This window comes from Streptomyces cinereospinus (assembly GCF_042430725.1).
In the GTDB taxonomy this organism is placed as follows: domain Bacteria; phylum Actinomycetota; class Actinomycetes; order Streptomycetales; family Streptomycetaceae; genus Streptomyces; species Streptomyces cinereospinus.
In genome coordinates this window covers 14,156-35,234 of sequence record NZ_JBHMCY010000072.1, presented here as the reverse complement: position 1 = coordinate 35,234, position 21,079 = coordinate 14,156, and the positions used below count along the sequence as shown (strand labels likewise).

At 72.8% G+C, this 21,079-nt stretch carries 19 protein-coding genes and 2 pseudogenes; 13 read left to right on the top strand and 8 right to left on the bottom strand.

Annotated elements, in window-relative coordinates; all coding sequences use genetic code 11:
• Position 1 precedes the first annotated feature (1 nt).
• The 3 genes and pseudogenes from ACFF45_RS28635 to ACFF45_RS28625 all read left to right on the top strand — a co-directional run.
• Entirely contained in the window at positions 2 to 841 is an 840-nt protein-coding gene (locus tag ACFF45_RS28635) for a carbohydrate ABC transporter permease (protein ID WP_381349550.1), read from the top strand.
• 29 nt (positions 842 to 870) lie between these two features.
• Positions 871 to 2,229, top strand: a complete 1,359-nt coding sequence (locus ACFF45_RS28630; RefSeq protein WP_381349539.1) for a GH1 family beta-glucosidase — start codon at positions 871 to 873, stop codon at positions 2,227 to 2,229.
• 97 nt (positions 2,230 to 2,326) lie between these two features.
• Positions 2,327 to 2,777: pseudogene (locus ACFF45_RS28625) on the top strand (discoidin domain-containing protein); the annotation flags it as partial.
• Positions 2,778 to 2,965: 188 nt separating this feature from the next.
• On the opposite strand, the gene ACFF45_RS28620 reads toward ACFF45_RS28625, so the two are convergent.
• On the bottom strand, positions 2,966 to 3,421 hold the full coding sequence (locus ACFF45_RS28620) for a hypothetical protein (RefSeq protein ID WP_381349537.1): 456 nt from the start codon (positions 3,419 to 3,421) through the stop codon (positions 2,966 to 2,968).
• 716 nt (positions 3,422 to 4,137) lie between these two features.
• Between ACFF45_RS28620 and ACFF45_RS28615 the strand changes: the two genes are divergently transcribed.
• Entirely contained in the window at positions 4,138 to 7,668 is a 3,531-nt protein-coding gene (locus ACFF45_RS28615) for an nSTAND1 domain-containing NTPase (protein ID WP_381349548.1), read from the top strand.
• Here the strand turns inward: ACFF45_RS28615 and ACFF45_RS28610 are convergent.
• Both ACFF45_RS28610 and ACFF45_RS28605 read right to left on the bottom strand, forming a co-directional pair.
• Positions 7,662 to 7,961: an NIPSNAP family protein gene (locus ACFF45_RS28610; RefSeq protein WP_381349536.1), complete on the bottom strand. Its 300-nt coding sequence runs from the start codon at positions 7,959 to 7,961 to the stop codon at positions 7,662 to 7,664. The genes ACFF45_RS28615 and ACFF45_RS28610 overlap by 7 nt on opposite strands.
• A 205-nt stretch (positions 7,962 to 8,166) precedes the next feature.
• Positions 8,167 to 8,574, bottom strand: coding sequence for an ATP-binding protein (locus ACFF45_RS28605; protein ID WP_381349534.1), 408 nt, complete (start codon positions 8,572 to 8,574; stop codon positions 8,167 to 8,169).
• A 272-nt stretch (positions 8,575 to 8,846) separates the two neighbouring features.
• Between ACFF45_RS28605 and ACFF45_RS28600 the strand changes: the two genes are divergently transcribed.
• Positions 8,847 to 9,671 carry a helix-turn-helix domain-containing protein gene (locus ACFF45_RS28600; RefSeq protein ID WP_381349533.1) on the top strand — a complete coding sequence of 275 codons (825 nt, stop codon included), beginning with the start codon at positions 8,847 to 8,849 and terminating at the stop codon, positions 9,669 to 9,671.
• Positions 9,668 to 9,871 carry a DUF397 domain-containing protein gene (locus ACFF45_RS28595; protein ID WP_381349531.1) on the top strand — a complete coding sequence of 68 codons (204 nt, stop codon included), beginning with the start codon at positions 9,668 to 9,670 and terminating at the stop codon, positions 9,869 to 9,871. The genes ACFF45_RS28600 and ACFF45_RS28595 overlap by 4 nt, the downstream gene beginning before the upstream one ends.
• 102 nt (positions 9,872 to 9,973) lie before the next feature.
• On the opposite strand, the gene ACFF45_RS28590 is transcribed toward ACFF45_RS28595, so the two are convergent.
• Positions 9,974 to 10,840 carry a CDP-alcohol phosphatidyltransferase family protein gene (locus tag ACFF45_RS28590; RefSeq protein WP_381349546.1) on the bottom strand — a complete coding sequence of 289 codons (867 nt, stop codon included), beginning with the start codon at positions 10,838 to 10,840 and terminating at the stop codon, positions 9,974 to 9,976.
• Between the two features lie 108 nt (positions 10,841 to 10,948).
• Here ACFF45_RS28590 and ACFF45_RS28585 point away from each other — a divergent pair, with 108 nt between their 5' ends.
• From ACFF45_RS28585 to ACFF45_RS28565, 5 genes and pseudogenes are all read left to right on the top strand, one after another.
• On the top strand, positions 10,949 to 11,944 hold the full coding sequence (locus ACFF45_RS28585; protein ID WP_381349530.1) for a zinc-dependent alcohol dehydrogenase: 996 nt from the start codon (positions 10,949 to 10,951) through the stop codon (positions 11,942 to 11,944).
• An 89-nt stretch (positions 11,945 to 12,033) separates the two neighbouring features.
• Positions 12,034 to 12,432, top strand: a complete 399-nt coding sequence (locus tag ACFF45_RS28580; RefSeq protein ID WP_381349528.1) for a 6-pyruvoyl trahydropterin synthase family protein — start codon at positions 12,034 to 12,036, stop codon at positions 12,430 to 12,432.
• A gap of 71 nt (positions 12,433 to 12,503) precedes the next feature.
• A complete protein-coding gene (locus tag ACFF45_RS28575) occupies positions 12,504 to 13,601 on the top strand; it encodes a glycosyltransferase family 4 protein (RefSeq protein ID WP_381349545.1) in 1,098 nt (365 codons plus the stop codon).
• On the top strand, positions 13,598 to 14,575 hold the full coding sequence (locus ACFF45_RS28570) for an SAM-dependent methyltransferase (protein WP_381349527.1): 978 nt from the start codon (positions 13,598 to 13,600) through the stop codon (positions 14,573 to 14,575). Before ACFF45_RS28575 ends, ACFF45_RS28570 begins: the two co-directional genes overlap by 4 nt.
• Positions 14,500 to 15,438: pseudogene (locus ACFF45_RS28565) on the top strand (lysylphosphatidylglycerol synthase transmembrane domain-containing protein); the annotation flags it as partial. The gene ACFF45_RS28570 and the pseudogene ACFF45_RS28565, both read left to right, overlap by 76 nt.
• A 119-nt stretch (positions 15,439 to 15,557) precedes the next feature.
• On the opposite strand, the gene ACFF45_RS28560 reads toward ACFF45_RS28565, so the two are convergent.
• Positions 15,558 to 16,343 (bottom strand): creatininase family protein, encoded by a 786-nt coding sequence (locus tag ACFF45_RS28560; protein ID WP_381349526.1) that lies wholly within the window; start codon positions 16,341 to 16,343, stop codon positions 15,558 to 15,560.
• A 37-nt stretch (positions 16,344 to 16,380) separates the two neighbouring features.
• Here ACFF45_RS28560 and ribA point away from each other — a divergent pair, with 37 nt between their 5' ends.
• Positions 16,381 to 17,040, top strand: a complete 660-nt coding sequence (gene ribA / locus ACFF45_RS28555; protein WP_381349524.1) for a GTP cyclohydrolase II — start codon at positions 16,381 to 16,383, stop codon at positions 17,038 to 17,040.
• Positions 17,041 to 17,114: 74 nt separating this feature from the next.
• Here the strand turns inward: ribA and ACFF45_RS28550 are convergent, their stop codons facing one another.
• On the bottom strand, positions 17,115 to 18,350 hold the full coding sequence (locus ACFF45_RS28550; protein ID WP_381349523.1) for a serine hydrolase domain-containing protein: 1,236 nt from the start codon (positions 18,348 to 18,350) through the stop codon (positions 17,115 to 17,117).
• Positions 18,351 to 18,488: 138 nt separating this feature from the next.
• On the opposite strand from ACFF45_RS28550, the gene ACFF45_RS28545 reads away from it, so the two are divergent.
• Positions 18,489 to 18,917, top strand: a complete 429-nt coding sequence (locus ACFF45_RS28545) for a PPOX class F420-dependent oxidoreductase (RefSeq protein ID WP_381349522.1) — start codon at positions 18,489 to 18,491, stop codon at positions 18,915 to 18,917.
• Between the two features lie 57 nt (positions 18,918 to 18,974).
• Here the strand turns inward: ACFF45_RS28545 and ACFF45_RS28540 are convergent, their stop codons facing one another.
• Both ACFF45_RS28540 and ctaD read right to left on the bottom strand, forming a co-directional pair.
• The gene (locus tag ACFF45_RS28540) at positions 18,975 to 19,346 is read right to left on the bottom strand and encodes a hypothetical protein (RefSeq protein WP_381349521.1); all 372 of its coding nucleotides are present in this window, start codon (positions 19,344 to 19,346) and stop codon (positions 18,975 to 18,977) included.
• On the bottom strand, positions 19,343 to 21,055 hold the full coding sequence (ctaD, locus tag ACFF45_RS28535; RefSeq protein ID WP_381349520.1) for an aa3-type cytochrome oxidase subunit I: 1,713 nt from the start codon (positions 21,053 to 21,055) through the stop codon (positions 19,343 to 19,345). Before ctaD ends, ACFF45_RS28540 begins: the two co-directional genes overlap by 4 nt.
• Positions 21,056 to 21,079: the final 24 nt, after the last annotated feature.

Sequence of the window (21,079 nt, the reverse complement as noted above, 5' to 3'; positions counted from 1 at the left end):
GATGGCGGCCCCCCGCTCCTTCCTGTGGACCCGCCGGGTCTTCCTGACCCTGCTCGCCGGGTTCGTGCTGCTGCCGGTGTACGTCATGGTCTCCAGCTCGCTGAAGCCGCTGGAGGACGTCTCCAGCAGCTTCCGCTGGCTGCCCAGCGAACTGACCCTCCGCCCGTACGTCGACATCTGGTCGACGGTCCCGCTCGCCAAGTACTTCGTGAACTCGCTGATCGTGGCCGGCGCGGCGACGGTCTGCTCGGTGGTGATCGCGGTGTTCGCCGCCTACGCGGTCAGCCGCTACGACTTCCCCGGCAAGCGGGTCTTCTCGGTCACCGTGCTGTCGACGCAGATGTTCCCGGGCATCCTCTTCCTGCTCCCGCTGTTCCTGCTCTACGTCAACATCGGCAACGCCACCGGCATCGCCCTGTTCGGCTCGCGCGGCGGTCTGATCCTCACCTACCTCACGTTCTCGCTGCCGTTCTCGATCTGGATGCTGATCGGCTACTTCGACTCGGTGCCGCGCGACCTGGACGAGGCGGCGCTGGTGGACGGCTGCGGCCCGCTGCGGGCCCTGGTGCGGGTCGTGGTGCCCGCCGCGATCCCCGGCATCGTCGCGGTCGCCGTCTACGCGTTCATGACCGCCTGGGGCGAGGTGCTGTTCGCCTCGGTGATGACCAACGACACCACCCGCACCCTGGCGGTCGGCCTCCAGGGCTACTCCACGCTCAACGACGTGTACTGGAACCAGATCATGGCCGCCTCGCTCGTGGTGAGCGTCCCCGTGGTCGCGGGCTTCCTGCTGCTCCAGCGCTACCTCGTCGCCGGGCTGACGGCCGGAGCCGTCAAGTGACCCACCCTCCTGTCTCCGAAGGGACTTCCGTGACCATCGACCTCGCCGCACTCCCGCACGACTTCCTGTGGGGCACGGCCACCTCGGCGTACCAGATCGAGGGAGCCGTGGCGGAGGACGGCCGCTCGCCGTCGATCTGGGACACCTTCTCGCACCTCCCGGGCAAGATCGACAACGACGACCACGGCGACCTCGCCTGCGACCACTACCACCGCTGGCGGGAGGACATCGACCTGATGCGGCGGCTGGGCACCAACGCCTACCGCCTGTCGATCGCCTGGCCGCGGGTCGTCCCCGGCGGCGACGGCCCGGTCAACCCCAAGGGCCTGGCCTTCTACGACGAACTGATCGACGCCCTGCTGGAAGCGGGCATCACCCCGTCCGTCACCCTCTACCACTGGGACCTGCCGCAGGTGCTCCAGGACCGCGGCGGCTGGCCGGAGCGGGAGACGGCCGAGCACTTCGCGGCGTACGCGGCCGTGGTGGCCGAGCGCCTCGGCGACCGCGTGACGCACTGGGCGACGCTCAACGAGCCCCTGTGCTCGGCCTGGATCGGCCACCTGGAGGGCACGATGGCCCCCGGCTGGACGGACCTGACGGCGGCGGTCCGCGCCTCCTACCACCTGCTCCTCGCGCACGGCCTGGGCATGCAGGCCATCCGGGCGGCCGCCCCGCACGCCCAGGTGGGCATCGTCAACAACCTCTCCACGGTCCACGCCGCCACGGACCGCCCGGAGGACGTGGCGGCGGCCCACCGCATGGACGGCCACACCAACCGCTGGTGGCTGGACCCGGTGCACGGCCGCGGCTTCCCGCAGGACATGCGCGAGGTCTACGGGGTGGACCTGCCGGAGCAGCCGGGCGACGCGGCGGTCATCGGGGGCGAGCTGGACTGGCTGGGCCTGAACTACTACTTCCCGCAGACGGTCGCCGACGACCCCTCCGCCCCCGCCCCGTTCGTCCGCACCGTGCGCCGCGACGGCGTCCCGCGCACCGGCATGGACTGGGAGATCGACGCGAGCGGCATCGAGGCCCTGCTGCTCCGCCTGACCTCGGAGTACGGCCCGCGCCGGCTGTACGTCACGGAGAACGGCTCCTCCTTCCCGGACGTGGTCCGCCCGGACGGGACGGTCGACGACCCCGAGCGCCGGGCCTATCTGGAGGGGCACCTGGCGGCGTGCGCCTCGGCGGCCCGCAAGGGGGCCCCGCTCGCCGGGTACTTCGCCTGGTCGCTCCTGGACAACTTCGAGTGGGCGTACGGCTACGCCAAGCGGTTCGGTCTGGTCCACGTCGACTACGCGACCCAGCTCCGCACGATCAAGGGCTCGGGCCACCGGTACGCGGAGATCGTCCGCGACCACCTCGGCCGGGTGCGCAAGGCCGCGTAAGGCGGCCGCGGGGGGCGTACGACCCCGTGGTGGGCGCGAGCGGGGGAGTCCGCGCCCACCACGGCTGCACGGCTCGTAATGTCAGGTACGCGACAGCCAGGCCTCGCGCAACGGCACCGACTAAACCCCCTTCTGCACCGAGACGGCCGGCACGGGCGGCCCGGTCACCGCCCCCACGTACCCGCAGGAGGTGACGGCCCGCTACGTCCGCATGCGCGGCGTCGAGCGGGCCACCCCCCGGGGCTACTCCGTGTTCTCCTTCCGGGTCCACGGCGGCGAACGGCCCCCGCGTCCACGACCCGCACCAACCTGGCCCTGCACCACCCGGCGTACGCGAGCTCCTGCCCGCACGCGGGCAACTCCCCGGCGTTCGTGACGGACGGCGGCCGGCCGCGGCCGGCCTCAAGGCCGACGCCACCCGCCGGTCCGGCGACTGGAACGCCGACCGGTGGCTCGCGGTCGACCTCGGCGCCTCCTCGGCGATCGGCACGGTCGACCTGTACGGGGAGGCGGCGTACGCGGTCGACTACGAGCTCCAGGTCTCCGACCCGCGATCCGGTCCACGCTGCGCCCATGGCGGCACTGGGGGCAGCAGGAACAAGCAGAAGAGCCCGGAGATGTCGTGGTGACACAACGGCCCCGCGGCCCAGCGGAGACTCAGAGCAACGAAAGAACGCCCCGCCGCGCGGTGCGAAGGCCGCGGCGGGGCGATGGGGTGCTGAGCCCGGTGGATCCGTCAGACGTCGTACAGGTTGACGGTGACTGACCCCTCGTCGGTGGAGATGGTGTAGCTGCCGGAGCCGTCGACCGGCACGCAGCCGTCGGCGAGGACGTCGTCTTCGTTGATGCCGGTGTCGTCCTCGCCGACGAAGGCGCACACCTGGGTGACGGGGTGGTCGACGTACCTCGTCGTGTAGGGGCCGTCATCGGGGTAGCGCGGGAGGGTGGGGGTGTTGAGGTCCACGTCCGGGTGCTCCCACAGTGCGGTCTGCCGGCCCCAGGGCGCCTCGAGCCAGATCCTGCCGTAGGGCTCGGGCAGGTCGTTGTTGTCCCGTTCCTTGGGGTTGGAGAAGTCGATCGAGTACAGGACGAGTCCAGGTGCCGCCGCCTGTGCGGAGGTGGCCGCCCCGCCGAGCAGCATGAGTGCTGCCGAGGCAACGGCCGCCAGTCGACCCGCGGACTTGTGACGCATACGTCTCCCCTTTCGCTTTGCGTAGTCACTCAACTACCAAGAGCGACTTTAGGGGTGAGCGGCGTCCGATCGTCGGGGACGAGGACCAAACCGCTCAACGGACTGACACGGGTGCTCACCTCGCCTGCCCTGGCCGCCGCGGGCCGTGTGCGCCCGCTCGGTTGCAGCGCGGGAACTCGCACCACTTCTCCTGCACGCTGCCATGCGCTCGGAGGCGCAGTGCCAAGTCGGTGAGCAGGCCGGTTTCCGTTGCCCGTGCGGGGCTGTTCAGCACGTCGCCACGACCGACCCCCACCTGGTCGCACGCCTCACGGGCGAACTCCACGAGCTGCTCGCCCTCCCCCCATGACGAGGGTGACTACGCCTCGGCAGTCGCCGAACTCGGCATGGAGATCGGTCCGCCCGAGCCGTTCTCCCACGGCGCCTGGTTGCAGTCGCTGGCGACAAGGTTGTCCAGCACCTGATCCCGGGGGGAAGGCCGTGGCCGGACGCAGTGCGTCGTTGGCTGGTTTCCTCGGGCCTCCTTGTTCCCCGCCCGGTCCCCCTTGGATCATGTGCACCGTTGTTGCCCGCGTCCTGTGCCCGCGAGTGCGGTGCGGGGCAGGCACACGGAAGGGCCTCAGCGGTACGCGAACGGAACGGGGGGTTGCAGTGCTGCGCGGACGTCGAGCCGGTCTGCAGAGAGCCGGTGTCCTATGAGGCATCGTCTGCAAGTGATGCTTCAGATCCTGCTGGCGCTGGTCGCCTGCCTGCTGGGCATCGCCACCAACTACGCCACCAGCACGGATGACGCGCCCTGGGTGCTGGAGTTCATCCGGCGGGGGTCCGTGCCGGCCATCGGACTGCTGATCGTCGCGATGGTGATCGGGCAAGTCGTCGTGTACCGGCTGGAGAATCCGGCGCCCGAGCCGACGGAGTGGCCCCGTGACCGGATCCCGTACCCGGGGCTGGACGCCTACAGCGAGGAGGAGGCGCCCGTCTACTTCGGCCGGGAGGCGCAGGCCGCCGAGCTGACGCGCAGGCTGCACGCCCCCGCGCCCGGTCCGGTCGACCGGTTCCTGTTGCTGACCGGCGCGTCCGGCAGTGGCAAGTCCTCGCTCGTACGGGCCGGGGTGCTGCCCCGATTGCGCCGACGTCGGTGGACGATCGTGCCGGCGTTCTCGCCGGGGTCGAATCCACTGCACGCCCTGGCCGCTTCGCTGGCGGTGGCCGGTGGGGGCCGGGAGCCGGCCGGCACGGTGCTGCGACGGTTGCGGCACGGGCCGGACAGTCTCGGGGCGGAGATCGCACGTCTGCGCGGCGGGCAGTTCCAGCGGGTGCTGCTGGTCATCGACCAGTTCGAAGAACTCGTCACCCTCGCGAGCGAGCGGGAGCAGGCCCAGTTCTTGGCGACGCTGCACGCGTGCCTGCGGCAGGAACCTTCTGTCCGCGTCCTGGCCACCTGCCGGGTGGACCTGCTGGGGCGGCTGCTCGGCACCGGTCACGCGCAGCTCCTCCAGCACCCGGTCGCCCTCGGTACGTTGAACAGGGCACAGCTCGCACGCGTGGTCGAGCGGCCGGCCGATCTGGTGGGCATGTCGTTCGCTCCCGGTCTCGTGGAAACGATCCTGAACGACACCGGCACGGACGACGCGCTCCCCCTTCTCGCCTATCTCCTCCAGGAGCTGTACTTCGCCTGCGGGCCCGGCGGCACGGTGACGGAGGAGACGTACCGGCAGCTCGGAGGCGTGGCGGGGGCGCTGGCGCGGCAGGCCGACAGTACCGTGGCGGCGCTTGGCACCCCGGACGGCATCGACTTCGCGCTGCGGGTCCTGCTGAAGTTCGTCACGCTGGAGGAGCGGGATCTCGCCCGCCGTCCCGTACGGCTCGCGGAACTGACCGACCGGGAACGGCATGTGGTGGACGCGTTCATCGACGCGCGCCTCATCCGCTCCGACGCCCCGGAAGGAGCGGCGGGGGACACGTACGCCGAGGTCACGCATGAGGCACTGTTCCGCCAGTGGGCGCCTCTGCGTCAGGAGGTCGAGGCGCGGGCGGAACGGCTGCGGGAGCGGGCCGAGCTGGAGAGGTGGGCTGCGGACTGGGAGCGGTCCGGTCACAGCGTGGATTACCTCCTCACCGGGGAACGGCTCGCCGTCGCGCAGAGATGGCTGGTGGCGCTGGAGGAGGCCGGGCAGGCGTCGGCGCCCGCCCGTGCGCTCGTCGACGCCTCTCAGCGCCGGGACCTGGCCTTCCTCAGCCGTGTCTCGGACAGCATCGGCCACCAGGTGCTCACCGGTACGGAGATGGAGCCCGAGCGTGCGCTGCTCCTTTCCCTGGCCGCGCTCGGTGAGTGTGCCCCGACACCGGCGGCGCGGCGCGGCCTGATGGCGGCGCTGGCCGCGGGCCACGCTCGTATCCGGCTGGACGGGCATACCGACACGGTCCGCGACATCGCCTGGTCCGCCGACGGCCGGTTGCTGGCCTCCGCGTCCAGAGACGGTACTGCCCGTGTGTACGACGCGGCGTCGGGGCGTCAGCTGTCCGTCCTGCCGTGCGACGGAGCCATGGTCGAATCGGTGTCCTTCTCTCCTGATGCGACCCGCCTGGCAACCGCCGGCCGTGACCAGGTCGTACGCGTCTGGGACGTCGCGTCCGGTGAACCGGTCCGGCAGCTCACCGGCGCCGGAGACATCGGCCGACAGGTGGCGTGGTCGCCGGACGGGTCGCGGGTCGCCGCCACGTTCAAGGACCGGGCGGTACGGGTCTGGGAGGCCGGCTCGGGGCGTCTCGTGCAGGAGCTGCGCGGCCACACGGGCGACGTCTGGGGCGTGGCGTGGTCGCCGGACGGCTCGTGGCTGGCCACCGCGTCGCACGACCGGACGGCGATCGTCTGGGACGTGGGGACCGGGGCGGCCGCGACCACTCTGACCGGGCACACGGAGTTCGTCGAGGGTATCGCGTGGTCGCCGGACGGCGAGTGCCTGGCCACCGGGTCCGGTGACCACACCGCCCGGATCTGGGACGCCCGTACCGGGACCTTGCGGCTGCTGCTGCGCGGTCACACCGACTACGTGTGGAACCCCGCCTTCTCGCCGGACGGCCGGCTGCTCGCCACCCCCTCCTCCGACCGGACGGTCCGCATCGTCCGTACCGAGGACGCGAAGGAGGTGGCGGTGTTGCGCGGGCACACCGACACGGTGTGGACCGTCGTGTGGTCGCCGTCGGGCACCCGGCTCGCCACCGCGTCGACGGACGGTACCGGCCGGGTGTGGGACCTCCATCCACAGGGCGCCGAGTCCGTCCTGGTGCAGGGGCACGACGGGCCGGTGAACCAGGCCGTGTGGTCCGGCGACGGCACCCGGCTCGCCACCGCCTCGGACGACGGAACCATGCGGGTGTGGCGCGCGCAGGACGGTGCGCACACGGGACCGGTGACCATGCCCGGCGAACGCGTGTGGAGCGTGGCCTGGGCTCCGCACGGCGACCGTCTCGCCCTCAGTACGGCGGACGGCCTGTTGCGTGTTCTCGACGGTGCGGGCGGCACGGTCTTCGACCTGCGGGGTGAACCCGTCGAGGGCTGCTCGTGGTCTCCGGATGCCCGGCGGATCGCTACCGGCGGGCACGACGGCACCGTGCGCGTTCTGTCTGCCGTGAACGGCACGGAGCTCCGCACGCTGACCGGGCATCAGGATTGGGTGGGGCGTGTGGTCTGGTCTCCGAGCGGCGGGAAGCTGGCCAGTTGCTCCGACGACCGCACCTGCCGTCTGTGGGACACCTCCGACGGCGCTCAGCTGACCGTGCTCCGGGGCCACGGCAACTACGTGGAGGACGTGGCCTGGTCGCCCGACGAGACACGTGTGGCCACGGCGTCCGGTGACTGGACGGCCGCTGTGTGGGATGCGGCGACGGGGCGCCGTATCGACGTGTTGACGGGCCACGAAGGGCGGGTCCGCACCATCGCCTGGTCCCCGGACGGCCGTCGCATCGCGACCGGGTCGGACGACCGGACGGTACGGCTCTGGTCGGCGAGCACGCACGAGGAGCGTGCCGTCATCGGCGTGCACCGAGCCAAGGTGACCTCGGTGGCGTGGTCCCCGGACGGCTCGCTGCTCCTCACGGCCTCCGCCGACGGGACCGCGCGGGTGTGGCCGGCGGACCCGGACTACGACCGGCTGGAGGCGCGGGCGCGTGGGCGGGTCTTCCGCACCCTGGACGCGGAGGAGCGGCGGCAGCACTTGCTGCCGCCCGATCCTTCGAGTCAGTAACGCTGCTCGACCGTACGGTCGTCGGTGCGCACGAGGTAGTCGTCCGGGTCGAGGCCCATCGCCTTGCGCTCGGGCGACGCCCAGTACATCGCGTTGCGCTCAGCGAAGGTCTCGGGACCTTCGTAGGAGACCAGCCAGACGAACTGGTTGCGCTCCCGGTCCACCCAGGCCCCGCCGATCTCGAAACCCAGAGCCAGCCGCAACGGCACGATGTCGCTGCGCCACCGCTCCACCCACTCGTCGAGCAGCCCGTCCCGGACGGTGTACGTACGCAGCTGCGTGGTCCTTGGCATCGAGCGCGCTCCCGCTGTCGGGTCGAAGCAACCGGTGAGCTGACCGGAGGTCTCTTCAGCCTGGCAGTGCGGACCTCCGAGCGGCCCGCCCAACGGTATGCCATGAGGCAAGTGCGTAACCAGCGCTTCCGACTGAGCTGCGCGCAGCCATGTCGCGGGTCAGCGTGTGGGGGCCCGCTGACCTTGGGCCGCGCGCTCGGTGGGGTCATTTCACTGGAGGGCGGGTCACTCTCACGGACGCCCACACCGTCTTGCCGGGGCCGCGGCGGCGGTCGATGACGCCCCATCCGTCGGCCAGGGCGGCGACGAGCAGGAGGCCGCGGCCGGACTCGGCGTCGGGGGCCGTGGGGATGGTGATGACGGGCCGGCGTTCAGCGCGGGTGTCGGAGACCTCCAGGCGCAGCCGCTCGCCGTCCGCCTCGGCGGCCGGCCGGACATGGAAGTCCCGGCCGGGCACCCGCCCGTGCCGTACGGCGTTGGCGCACAGCTCGGCGGTGATCAGCGTCAACCTCTCGTTGACGTCGCTGTCGTAGGCGTGGCCCCAGGAGTCCAGGCAGTGCGAGACGAACAGCCGGGCCAGGCGGGCGCCCCGCGGGGTGGAGGTGAAGGACATGGCGAACTCTGTGGCGTCCGTAGGACCAGGGGGAGGGAAGAGCGAGGAGTGCATGGGCTCAGCGTTGCGACCGTGCCCGGCTCGCCACCAGCAGGGAAGCTTTTACGGCGGGGTGCTGTACGACAGGGAGGGCGCCGGTACGCGGTGCGGGGGAAGCGGTGCAGAGTCGGGAAACGGATACGGTACGTGTCCCTAAGGTGAGCGAAGAGTGAGGTGGTGCGCCGTACGGCCGGCTTCTGTACCGGTGTCTCGGCGTGGACGGGTGAGGTGAGATGACACCGTTGACGGGGAACGGCGAGAACGAGACGGGCATCCTGCGGTGCTTCGGGCAGCAGGTGCGGCTGCTGCGGACGAGCCGGGGGCTGACGCGGGCGGAGCTGGGTGTGAAGCTCGGGTACGGCGAGGACATGGTCGCGTCGGTGGAGCTGGGGCGGCGCATCCCGAGGCCGGAGTTCATCGAGCGGGCCGACACGGTGCTGGAGGCCGGCGGTCTGCTGACGGTGATGAAGGAGGAGGTGGCGCGGGCGCGGTACCCCGCCTTCTTCCGGGATGCGGCGAGGTTGGAGGCGGAGGCGGTTGAGCTGCATGTGTATGCCAGCAAGGCCGTGCCGGGTCTGTTGCAGACAGACGAGTACGCGCGGGCGGTCTGCGAGATGTGGTTGCCTCTGCTGGACCCTGAGACCGTCGACCAGCGTGTGGGCTACCGTCTCGCTCGCCAAGTGATCTTTGACTGTCAGCCGTCCCCCACGATCAGCTTCGTCATCGAGGAGCATGTGCTGCGTAGGCCCCTCGGTGGTCATGCGGTCATGCGGGGCCAGTTGGAGGAAGTGCTGCTGCGCGCGCAACAGAGGAACGTGGTCGTTCAGGTCATGCCGATCGGATGCGTGGAACACGCGGCCCTGGACGGGCCGTTCACGCTCTACGAGACGCACAAGGGCCAGCGGCTTGCGTACGTTGAGGCACGCAACGACAGCCGACTCTTCAGCGAGCGGAGGTCGGTGCGCGAGTACGAGGAGCAGTACGGCATCCTTCGTGCTCAGGCCCTGACCCCACGCGAGTCCCTAGGGCTCCTCAAAAAGATGCTGGGAGAGCTATGAACGCGGAAGAAGCGACACACGGTGAGACCAATCTGCCCTGGCGTACCAGCAGTTACAGCACGGGGTCGGGGGGTGAGTGCGTCGAGGTCGCACTTACGGATGTCGGCGTGCACGTGCGTGACACGAAGTGTGTGGCCCGGTGTGGGCCTGTGCTGAGGGTTGGTCCGGTGGCGTGGTCTGCGCTGCTTGGGGCGGTGTGAGCTTGTTGTCGTGTGAGCCCGCCCGCCTGATCGCCAGGCGGGCGGGCTGAACGGCAGGTCCTGGCAGCCGGTCGGCGTTGCCGGGCCGCTGGAGCCGGGGCGTTACCAGACGACCGGCTCCGACACCCGCCCGGCCTCGGCGGCCCCTCTGGCCATCACCTTGGCAGCAATCCGGTCAGCAACCCCGCAGGCAGCTCCGCGAGCAACCCCGCAAGCAGCCGCCCCCGCCGCCCTCCGAACCCTGACCACCCGCCCGACCCGCGAGGTCCGCCACAGCCACCGCACGTCCCGCCCGAACGACCACACCAGCGATCCCAGCGCCAGCCCCACCACCACCGCGTTCGCCTCCCACGGCATCAGCCCCGCCCCCGCCACCAGCAGGAACACCCCCTGCACCGCGGCCACCGCCTTGCGCGCCGTGCTCGGCGGCAGCGGCGCGTCCAGCCACGGCAGGAAGCGGGCCGCGGCGACGAACGCGTACCGCATGCCGCCGATCAGCAGCACCCACGGCCCCAGCTCCATCGACACGTACACGCTCAGGACCAGGATCAGGAACGCGTCGACCTCCATGTCGAACCGCGCCCCGAACGCCGACGACGTGCCCGTGCGCCGGGCGACCCTGCCGTCCACCCCGTCGAGGACCAGCGCCACCGCCGTCAGGCCGACCAGCGGCGCGACCGGAGGCGAGCCCGCGAAGGAGTCGGCGACCAGCGCGGTCACCCCGCCGGCCAGGGTGGCCCGGCCGAGGGTGACCCGGTTGGCCGGGCCGAACGGCCGCAGCCCCGACCGGCGCAGGGCCCGCGAGAGCGTCGCCCAGCCGGCGACCGCGAAGGCGAGGCCGGCCAGCCAGCCCGCCGGCCCCAGACCGGTCACCGATCCGAGCAGGGCCAGCAGCAGGAGCTGCACGCCCGCGCCCGCCGCGATCTCCTGCTGGACCGGCCTCGCGCCATACGTGTTGTTCAGGGCCACCGCACATTCCTCCGGCCGGATGACAGAGTCGATCAAGGCCGCGTACTGTGCGCGGCCTGTGCACACTCGGTACGTGCACCGACGGCCGATCGTTCAGGAGGCACGCCGATGACCCGCACCGCACGCGCGTTCTGGCTCGACTCCCCGGGGCGCGGGGAGATCCGGGACGCCGAGCTGCCGGCCCCCGCCGCGGACGAGGTGCTGGTCCGCACGCTCTGGTCCGGGGTCAGCCGCGGCACGGAGACGCTGGTCTTCCGGGGCGGGGTGCCGCGCAGTCAGCACACCGCGATGCGGGCGCCGTTCCAGGAGGGCGGCTTCCCGGGCCCGGTCAAGTACGGCTACCTCAACGTCGGCGTGGTCGAGGAGGGACCGGCCCACCTGGCCGGCCGTACCGTCTTCTGCCTCTACCCGCACCAGACGCGGTACGTCGTCCCCGCCGGCGCCGTGACACCGGTGCCAGAGCACGTGCCCGCGTCCCGGGCCGTGCTCGCCGGCACCGTGGAGACGGCCGTCAACGCGCTGTGGGACGCGGCGCCGCTGGTCGGCGACCGGATCGCCGTGGTCGGCGGCGGCATGGTGGGCTGCTCGGTGGCCGCGCTGCTGGCCCGCTTCCCCGGCGTGCGGGTGCAGTTGGTGGACGCCGACCCCGGGCGGGCCGAGGTCGCCGAGGCGCTCGGCGTCGGCTTCGCCGAACCCGCCGGCGCCCTCGGCGACTGCGACCTCGTCGTGCACGCCAGCGCCACCGAGCAGGGCCTCGCCCGGTCCCTGGAACTCCTCGCCGCCGAGGGCACGGTGATCGAGCTGAGCTGGTACGGCGACCGGCGCGTCGCCCTCCCGCTGGGCGAGGCCTTCCACTCCCGGCGCCTGACGATCCGCGCCAGCCAGGTGGGCACCGTCTCCCCGGCCCGCCCCGGCCGGACGTACGCCGACCGGCTCGCCCTCGCCCTCGACCTGCTCGCCGACCCGGCGTTCGACGCGCTCGTCACCGGCGAGTGCGCCTTCGAGGAACTCCCCGACGTCCTGCCCCGGCTCGCCTCGGGGGAGATCCCGGCGCTCTGCCACCGGGTGCGGTACGCCGGCCCCGCCCCGGCCGGGACGGCCTGACCTCTAAAGAGACGTACGAGCCGCTGAACAAGGGAAGGACAGGAGCCGTACTACTCGGCATCCGTGCCCCGCACCTGGAGGGTCGTCCGTTGTTCAGTGTCACCGTCCGCGATCACATGATGATCGCCCACAGCTTCCGCGGCGAGGTCTTCGGCCCCGCGCAGCGCCTGCACGGAGCGACGTTCCTGGTGGACGCCACGTTCCGGCGGGAGCAGCTGGACGACGACAACATCGTCGTCGACATCGGACTGGCCACGCGGGAACTGGGCGCCGTCGTCGCCGAGTTGAACTACCGCAACCTCGACGACGAGCCCGGCTTCGCCGGGACCAACACCTCCACCGAGTTCCTGGCGAAGGTGGTCGCCGACCGGCTCGCCGACCGCGTGCACCGGGGCACGCTGGGGGAGGGCGCCAAGGGACTCGCGGGCATCACGGTCACCCTCCACGAATCGCACGTCGCGTGGGCGAGTTACGAGCGTGGCCTGTGACCGGCACCACCGTGCGCGAGCTCTCCCACGTGCCCGCCCAGGCGGCCCCCCGGAACGGCGAGATCATCCCCATGTCGCTGCGGACCGTGCACTTCGTCGTACCGGGCGGGGTGGACGACCCGGCCGCGCCCAGCGGCGGCAACGTCTACGACCGGCGGGTCTGCCTGGACCTGCCCGGCTTCGGCTGGCGGGTCCACCGGCAGCCGGCGGACGGTGACTGGCCGCGGCCGGGCGCCGCCGCCCGCACCGGCCTCGCGCGCACCCTGCGCGACCTGCCGGACGGTGCGGTGGTGCTGCTCGACGGGCTGGTCGCCTGCGGCGTACCGGAGATCGTCGTCCCCGAGGCCGAACGGCTGCGGATCGCCGTCCTGGTGCACCTGCCGCTCGGCGACGAGACCGGCCTCGACCCGGCGGTGGCCGCGGACCTCGACGCCGGGGAGCGCACGGTGCTGCGGGCCGCCGGCGCGGTGATCGCCACCAGCGACTGGGCGGCCCGCCGGCTCGTCGCCCACCACGGACTCGCCCCGGACCGCGTCCACGTCGCCGCGCCCGGCGCCGACATCGCACCCCTGGCCGCCGGCACCGACGGCGTCTCACGCCTGCTGTGCGTGGCCGCCGTCACCCCGCGCAAGGGCCAGCACCGGCTGGTCGAGGCGCTCGCCGGGATGACCGACCTGCCGTGGAGCTGCGTGTGCGCCGGCGGGCTCGGCCAGGACCCGCGGTACGTCGCGCGGCTGCGGGACCTGATCGGCCGGTACGGCCTGGAGGACCGCGTCCACCTCGTGGGCCCCCGGTCGGGCGCCGATCTCGACGCCGCCTACGCCGCCGCCGACCTGATGGTCCTCGCCTCGTCCGCCGAGACCTACGGCATGGCGGTCACCGAGGCGCTCGCGCGCGGCATCCCGGTACTGGCCACGGACGTCGGCGGCCTGCCCGAGGCGGTCGGCCGCACGCCCGACGGCCGCGTCCCCGGCATCCTCGTCCCGCCGCGGGACCCCGCCGCGCTCGCCGCCGGGCTGCGCCACTGGTTCGGCGAGGCCGACGTCCGCCACCGCCTGAGATCCGCCGCCCGCGGCCGGCGCGCCGCCCTGGCCGGCTGGGCCACCACCGCCCAGCACCTGGCCGGCGTCCTCGGCCGCCTCCCCGACCAGCCCCGGAGGGCGGCATGAACACCACGACGACACCCGGCCGGGGCACGGACGACGACGGGGCCGCTCCCGCGGGGCTGGGGCCGGACGCGGGCGGGGCCGGCGTCATCCCCGGTGCCGGGCCCGCGGCACCTGGTCCGGGTGAGCGGGCCACGCTGCGGCTGCGGGACCGCGGGGCCGGGGACGCGCGGCCCCGGTACGCCCCGGAGTGGCTGGAGCTGCGGGAGGGGGCCGACGCCGCCGCGCGGTCGGACGAGTTGCTGGATCCGCTGCGCGCGCGGCCGGCCGGGGGGCTGGTCGTGCACGACCTGGGCTGCGGCACCGGGTCGATGGGGCGGTGGCTCGCGCCCCGGCTCGCCGGGGCCCAGCACTGGATCCTGCACGACCGTGACCCCTTCCTGCTGCACTTCGCCGCCGCCGCCTCCCCGCGGTCCGCCGCCGACGGCAGCCGGGTCACCGTCGAGACCCGGCGCGGCGACGTCGCCCGCCTCACCCCACACGCCCTCGCCGGCGCGTCCCTGGTGACCGCCTCCGCCCTGCTCGACGTCCTCACCCGCGAGGAGGCCGGGGCCCTCGCCGCCGCCTGCGCCGGGGCCGGCTGTCCGGCGCTGCTCACCCTGTCCGTGACCGGCCGGGTCGGCCTCGCCCCGCGGCATCCGCTCGACGCGGAGATCACCGAGGCGTTCAACGCCCACCAGCGCCGGACCGGCCTGCTCGGCCCGGACGCGGTCACGGCCGCCTGCGAGGCGTTCGCCGGGCACGGCGCCACGGTCCACGTCAGGCCCAGCCCTTGGCGGCTCGGCCCCGGCGACGCCGGACTGACCGCCCAGTGGCTGCGCGGCTGGGTCGGGGCCGCCGTCGAACAGCGCCCGGAGCTGGCGGCGCCGGCCGCCGCGTACCTGGCCGCCCGTCTGGAGGCGTGCGCGGCGGGCGAGTTGCGCGTCACCGTCCACCACAGCGACCTGCTGGCCCACCCGGCGGGCGGCACCTCGTGAGCGCGCCGGTGCCGGGCGTCCCCGCGGCGGACCGCGTCCCCCCGCGCACCCGCCACCGCCGCACCGCCCGGGCCCTGCGCACCCACCTCGGCACCCTGGCCGGCGCCGCCGTCCTCGCCGTCCTGCTGTGGCGCGCGGGCACCGGCGTGTTCCTGGAGGGGCTGCGCCGGATCGACGCCGGCACGCTGCTGGCGGCGCTCGGGATCGGCCTGCTGACCACCGCGTTCAGCGCCTGGCGCTGGCAGTTGGTGGCGCGCGGCCTGCACCTGCGGCTGCCGCTGGGCACGGCGCTGGCCGACTACTACCGCGCCCTGTTCCTCAACGCCGCCCTGCCCGGCGGGATCCTCGGCGACGTGCACCGGGCGGTACGCCACGGGCGCAGCGCCGGTGACCTGGCCCGCGGCGTCCGCTCGGTGGTCCTGGAACGGGCCGCCGGCCAGGCCGTGCTCGCGGTGGTGGGGCTGGCGGTCCTGCTGACCGTCCCGTCCCCGGTGCTCGCCGGGACCCGGCGCGTCGCCCTGCTGCTGGCGTGCGCCGCGGCCGGCGCCCTGGCGATCGGCCTCGCCCTGCGCATGCACCGGGCGCCCGCCGCCCGCCGGCGCCGCGTCCTCCTCGCCGAGGCCCGCCGGGCGTTGCTCTCGCACCGCAACGGCCCCGGCGTTCTCGGCTCCTCCGTCGTGGTCCTCGCGGGGCACGTGGCGATGTTCCTGCTGGCCGCCCGGGTCACCGGCACCGCCGCCTCCCTCGCCGCCCTGCTGCCGCTCGCGGTGCTGGCCCTGCTCGCGATGAGCCTGCCGGTGAACGTCGGCGGATGGGGGCCGCGGGAGGGCGTCACCGCCTGGGCGTTCGGCGCCGCCGGGCTGGGTGCGGGCGACGGGCTGGCCGTCGCGGTGGTGTACGGCGTGCTGAGCTTCGCGGCGAGCCTGCCCGGCGTCCTCGTCCTGGCCGCCCGTTGGTACCGGGGCCCGAGGTGCGGTCCGGGCTACTCCGCCCCCCGCCCGGCGTCCGCGCCCAGCAGCGAGAAGTACGCCCCGAACGACTCCGCCAGGCTCGCCAGCAGCACCTTCCCCTTGTCCGCGGCTCCCAGGGAGGGACGGCCTATGACGCCCGAACCGGTATAGCCGGACATCCCCAGGGTGAGCAGATGGCGCCGGTCGTCCGCGACGAAGTCGGCGGTCTCCTGACCGGGCCTGACCCATTCCGGATGAGCGTGCAGGAGGATGGAGGTCTCGATCTCCCCCGCGTGCATGTCGCTCTGGAGCGAGCTGCGCACCCCGGCCCGCTCCCGCGCCGTCTCCCAGTCCTCCGCGGCCGGGAACAGCGCCATCCGCTCACCGCGCGCGGAGGACTCCTGAACGACGTTGCCCAGTACGTAGTTTCCGCCGTGCCCGTTGACGAGGACCAGCGCCTCGACGCCCGACCGGCGGAGCGAGTCGGCTATGTCCCGTATCACCGCGTGAAGGGTCACCGAGGAGATGCTGACGGTCCCCGGCCAGGCCGCGTGCTCGTGCGAGCAGGAGATCGTCACCGGCGGAAGGAGGTGCACCGGGTACCTGTCGGCGATCCCCCGCGCGACGGCGCAGGCGACGAGCGTGTCGGTGGCCAACGGCAGGTACGGGCCGTGCTGTTCGAAGCTGCCCACGGGAAGGACGGCGACCTGCCGGGAGACACCGGCCGCCCGTGTCCGTACGTCCTCCGTGGTGTCCCCGGGCACCAGACCGTGCCGCACCGCGCCGGGTCCCGCCGGCCGTATCCCCGAACCACTCATGTCCCACGGCCTTTCGTCTCTGCTGAGGAACCAGATCATGACAGAAAACATCGGCGTCATCGGCAAGAAGCCGGCCCACCGCAGCGGCGTGGAACGCGTCGTCGACGCGCCCCTGCCCACGCTGTACGGACAGTTCCGGGCGGTCGGCTACCTGGACCACGACCGGGGCGTCGAGCAAGTGGCCCTCGTCCACGGCGACATCGGTCCGGGGGACGTCCTCACCCGGCTGCACTCGGAGTGCCTCACCGGTGACGCCTTCGGCTCCCGGCACTGCGAGTGCGGCGACCAGCTCGCGTCGGCGCTGCGGGCCGTCGCCGCCGAAGGGCGCGGTGTCGTCGTCTACTTGAGAGGGCACGAGGGCCGCGGCATCGGCCTGCTCGCCAAGCTGCGCGCGATGGCGCTCCAGGCGGAGGGCCTGGACACCGTCGAGGCCAACCTCGCCCTCGGCCTGCCGGTGGACGCCCGCGACTACGGTGTCGCCGCGGGAATCCTGCGCGACCTCGGGGTGTCCTCGGTGCGGTTGATGTCGAACAACCCGCGCAAACGCGAGGCGCTGCTGCGGCACGGCATCGAGGTCGCCGAGCAGGTGCCGCTGCTGATCCCGCCGTGCGAGAACAACATCACGTACCTGCGGACGAAGCGGGAGCGGCTGGACCACCACCTGCCGCACCTGGACGCGGTCGCGCACCGGTCCTGACCTGGACCGCGCGGTCCGGGCGTGACCACGGCCGCGGCGCCGCCCGCCCCCACCGGCCCGGGCGGTGCCCCGGTTCAGTCGTCCTCGACCGCCTCGTGGACCAGGCGCTTGAGGTCCGGGAAGATCGTGTGCGAGGTCCGCGGCCGCACCTGGGTCATGAACTGCACGGTCAGGTCCCGGCCCGGATCGACCCAGAACGTCGTGGTGGCCACTCCGCTCCAGCCGAAGGTGCCGAGCCCGGCCGGGGCCACCGTGCGGTCCGGGTCGATCACCACGGAGACCCCGAGACCGAAGCCGACGCCGTCGTTGCCCGGCTCGTCGTGGGCCGGGCGGCTGCCGAAGGAGCGCAGGTCGGCGCCGCCGGGCAGCTGGTTGGTGGTCATCATGTCCACCGTCTGCGGGGCGAGCAGCCGCACCCCGTCGAGTTCGCCCCGGCGGCGCAGCAGCTCCATGAAGCGGTGCACGTCGTACGCGCTCGCCACCAGGCCGCCGCTGCCCGACAGGAACCGCGGCCGGCCCCGCAGCGGCAGTCCCGGGATCGGCTCGATGCCGGTGCCGTCCTCCTTCTCCCCGTACATCTCGGCCAGCCGGACCGCCTGTGCGTCGCTGACCTGGAAACCGGCGTCCGGCATCCCGAGCGGGCCGAAGATCCGCTCGGCGAAGTACCCGTCGAGCGGCTGCCCCGACACCACCTCGATCACCCGCCCGAGCACATTGCTGGCGACGGAGTAGTTCCACTGGGTGCCCGGCTCGAACTGCAGCGGCAGGCTCGCGTACACCTCGACCGCCTCGGCCAGGTCGGCGCCCGGCGGCACCGACGACTCCAGTCCCGCCTCGCGGTAGAGGGCGTCGACGGGGTGCGTGTGGTAGAAGCCGAAGGTCAGGCCGGCGGTGTGGGTCATCAGGTGCCGGATCAGTATCGGCCCGCGGGCCGGGCGGGTGCGGGTCCGCGCCCCCGACCCGCTGTCGTACACCCGCGCGTCGGCGAAGGCCGGCAGATGCCGGGCGACCGGGTCGTCCAGCGACAGCCGCCCCTCCTCCACCAGCATCAGCGCGGCGACCGAGGTGACCGGCTTGGTCATCGAGTAGATCCGCCACAGCGTGTCGGCCTCCACGGGCAGGCCGGCGGCGATGTCGCGGTGGCCGTGCACGGCGAGGTGGGCGACCCGGCCGCCGCGCGCGACGGAGACCAGATGGCCGGGCAGCCGGCCCTCGGACACGTAGTGCGCGAGGTGCCGGTCGAGCCGGTCCAGTGCCTTGGGGTCCAGCCCCGCCTCGCGCGGTTCCACCTCTTGCCACAGCAGTGCCATCGCTCTCCCTCCGCTTCCGTTCGTCGAGGCGAGTCCGGAGATACCCCGACCGCGCGCCCTCAGACCTCATCGTCGCGCAGCCGTGCGCCGACGCCCGGACGGGGAATGTCCGGCCGCGCGGTGGAGGTTGACCGGGGCATGAGTGAGGACGCACTGCTGAAGCTGCTCTCCGACAACCACCACGGGGTGCTGGTCACCCTCCGCCGCGACGGCCGACCTCAGCTGTCGAACGTTCTGCACGCCTACGACCCCGAGGAGCGGACCGTGCGGATCTCGGTCACCGACGACCGCGCCAAGACCCGCAACCTGCGCCGCGACCCCCGCGCCTCGTACCACGTGACCACGGCCGACCACTGGGCCTACACCGTCGTCGACGGCACGGCCGATCTCACGCCGGTCGCCGCGGACCCGCACGACGACACGGTCGAGGAACTCGTCCGCCTCTACCGCGCCGTCGAGGGCGAGCACGCCGACTGGGACGACTACCGCGCCGCCATGGTCCGCGACCGCCGCCTCGTGATCCGGCTGCGGGTCGAGCGGGTGTACGGCGCTCCGCCCCGGGGCTGACCGCGGGTCCGGCGGCCATGTCGCCCGGCCGGCCGGCCCGCCGCCGGCCCGCCGCGCTCAGCGTCCCGGTGCGGCCAGCACGGCAGCGGCGAGGGCGGCGCAGGCCAGCAGGGTGCAGGCGCAGGCCGCGTGGCGTCTGAGGAGGGTGCGCCGCAGGTGCGCGTACCGCGCCTCGTAGGCCCGGTGCAGCCGCTCGGCCCGGTCGGCGGAGCGGCGCAGGATCCCTCGGGTGACCTCCAGGCGCTGCTCGACCAGACGGTGCCCCAGGTCCTCGGCCTGGGCGGTGGTCAGCCACGGCAGCCGGGCGCACAGTTGTTCGGCCTCGCGCCGTGCCGCCTCCCGCTCGGCGCACGCGACGAGGTAGCCCTCGGCCTCGTTCGCGAGGGCGTCGGCCAGTCGGCGCCGCTCCCCGCCGGACGGTGTCCTCACGTCCGGCCCCCCTGGCCGGGGTCCGGTTCCACGATGTCGCGCCGGCCGGTGTACTGCTGCTGCTCCAACTCGGCGATCTCGGGGTGGTGCAGGTCGAAGGCGGGGGACTCGGAGCGGACCCGGGGCAGGGTGGTGAAGTTGTGCCGGGGCGGCGGGCAGGAGGTGGCCCACTCCAGGGAACGGCCGTACCCCCACGGGTCGTCCACCTGCACCCGCTCGCCGTACTGGGCGGTCCGCCAGACGTTGTAGAGGAACGGCAGGGTGGACAGGCCGAGCAGGAACGCGCCGATGGTGGAGACCGTGTTGAGGGCGGTGAAGCCGTCGGCGGCGAGGTAGTCGGCGTAGCGGCGGGGCATGCCCTCGGCGCCCAGCCAGTGCTGCACCAGGAACGTGGTGTGGAAGCCGGCGAACAGGGTCCAGAAGTGGATCTTCTCCAGGCGCTCGTCGAGCATGGTGCCGGTCATCTTGGGCCACCAGAAGCTGAACCCGCCGAACATCGCGAAGACGACGGTGCCGAAGACGACGTAGTGGAAGTGCGCCACCACGAAGTACGAGTCGGTGACGTGGAAGTCCAGCGGCGGCGAGGCGAGCAGGACGCCGGTCAGGCCGCCGAACAGGAAGGTCACCAGGAAGCCGGACGCCCACAGCATGGGCGGCTCGAAGGACAGCGAGCCCTTCCACATCGTGCCGATCCAGTTGAAGAACTTCACTCCGGTCGGCACGGCGATCAGGAAGCTCATGAAGGCGAAGAACGGCAGCAGCACCGCCCCGGTGGCGAACATGTGGTGGGCCCACACGGTCACGGAGAGCCCGGTGATGGAGATGGTGGCGGCGATCAGGCCGGTGTAGCCGAAGATCGGCTTGCGGGAGAAGACCGGGATGATCTCGGTGATCACCCCGAAGAACGGCAGGGCCAGGATGTACACCTCGGGGTGGCCGAAGAACCAGAACAGGTGCTGCCACAGCAGCGCCCCGCCGTTCTCCGGGTCGAAGACCTGGGCGCCGAACTTGCGGTCCGCCTCCAGCACGAGCAGCGCCGCCGCGAGGACCGGGAAGGCGAGCAGCACCAGCACCGAGGTGAGCAGCACGTTCCAGGTGAAGATGGGCATCCGGAACATGGTCATGCCGGGCGCCCGCATGCAGATGATGGTCGTCATGAAGTTGACCGCGCCGAGGATCGTGCCGAAGCCGGACAGCGCCAGCCCCATGATCCACAGGTCACCGCCGACCTGCGTGGTGCGCTCGCCGCCGCTGAGCGGGGTGTAGGCGGTCCAGCCGAAGTCGGCGGAGCCCTCGGGGGTGAGGAAGCCGGCGAGCACGATCAGCCCGCCGAACAGGAAGAGCCAGTACGACAGCATGTTCAGGCGGGGGAAGGCGACGTCCGGGGAGCCGATCTGGAGCGGCATGACGGCGTTGGCGAACCCGGCGAACGTCGGAGTGGCGAACAGCAGCAGCATGATCGTGCCGTGCATCGTGAACGCCTGGTTGTACTGCTCGTTGGAGAGGATCTGGATCCCCGGGCGGGCCAGCTCCGCCCGCAGCGCCAGCGCCAGCCCGCCGGCGATCATGAAGTACAGGAACGAGGTGATCAGGTACAGGTGCCCGATCTTCTTGTGGTCCGTGGTGGTCAGCCAGGCCACCACCACCCGCCCCCGGCCGCGCCGGCCCTCGACCGGCACCAGCGTGGCAGGCTCCGCCTCTACGGCCATCAGAACCCCAAACAGTGTGAAAAG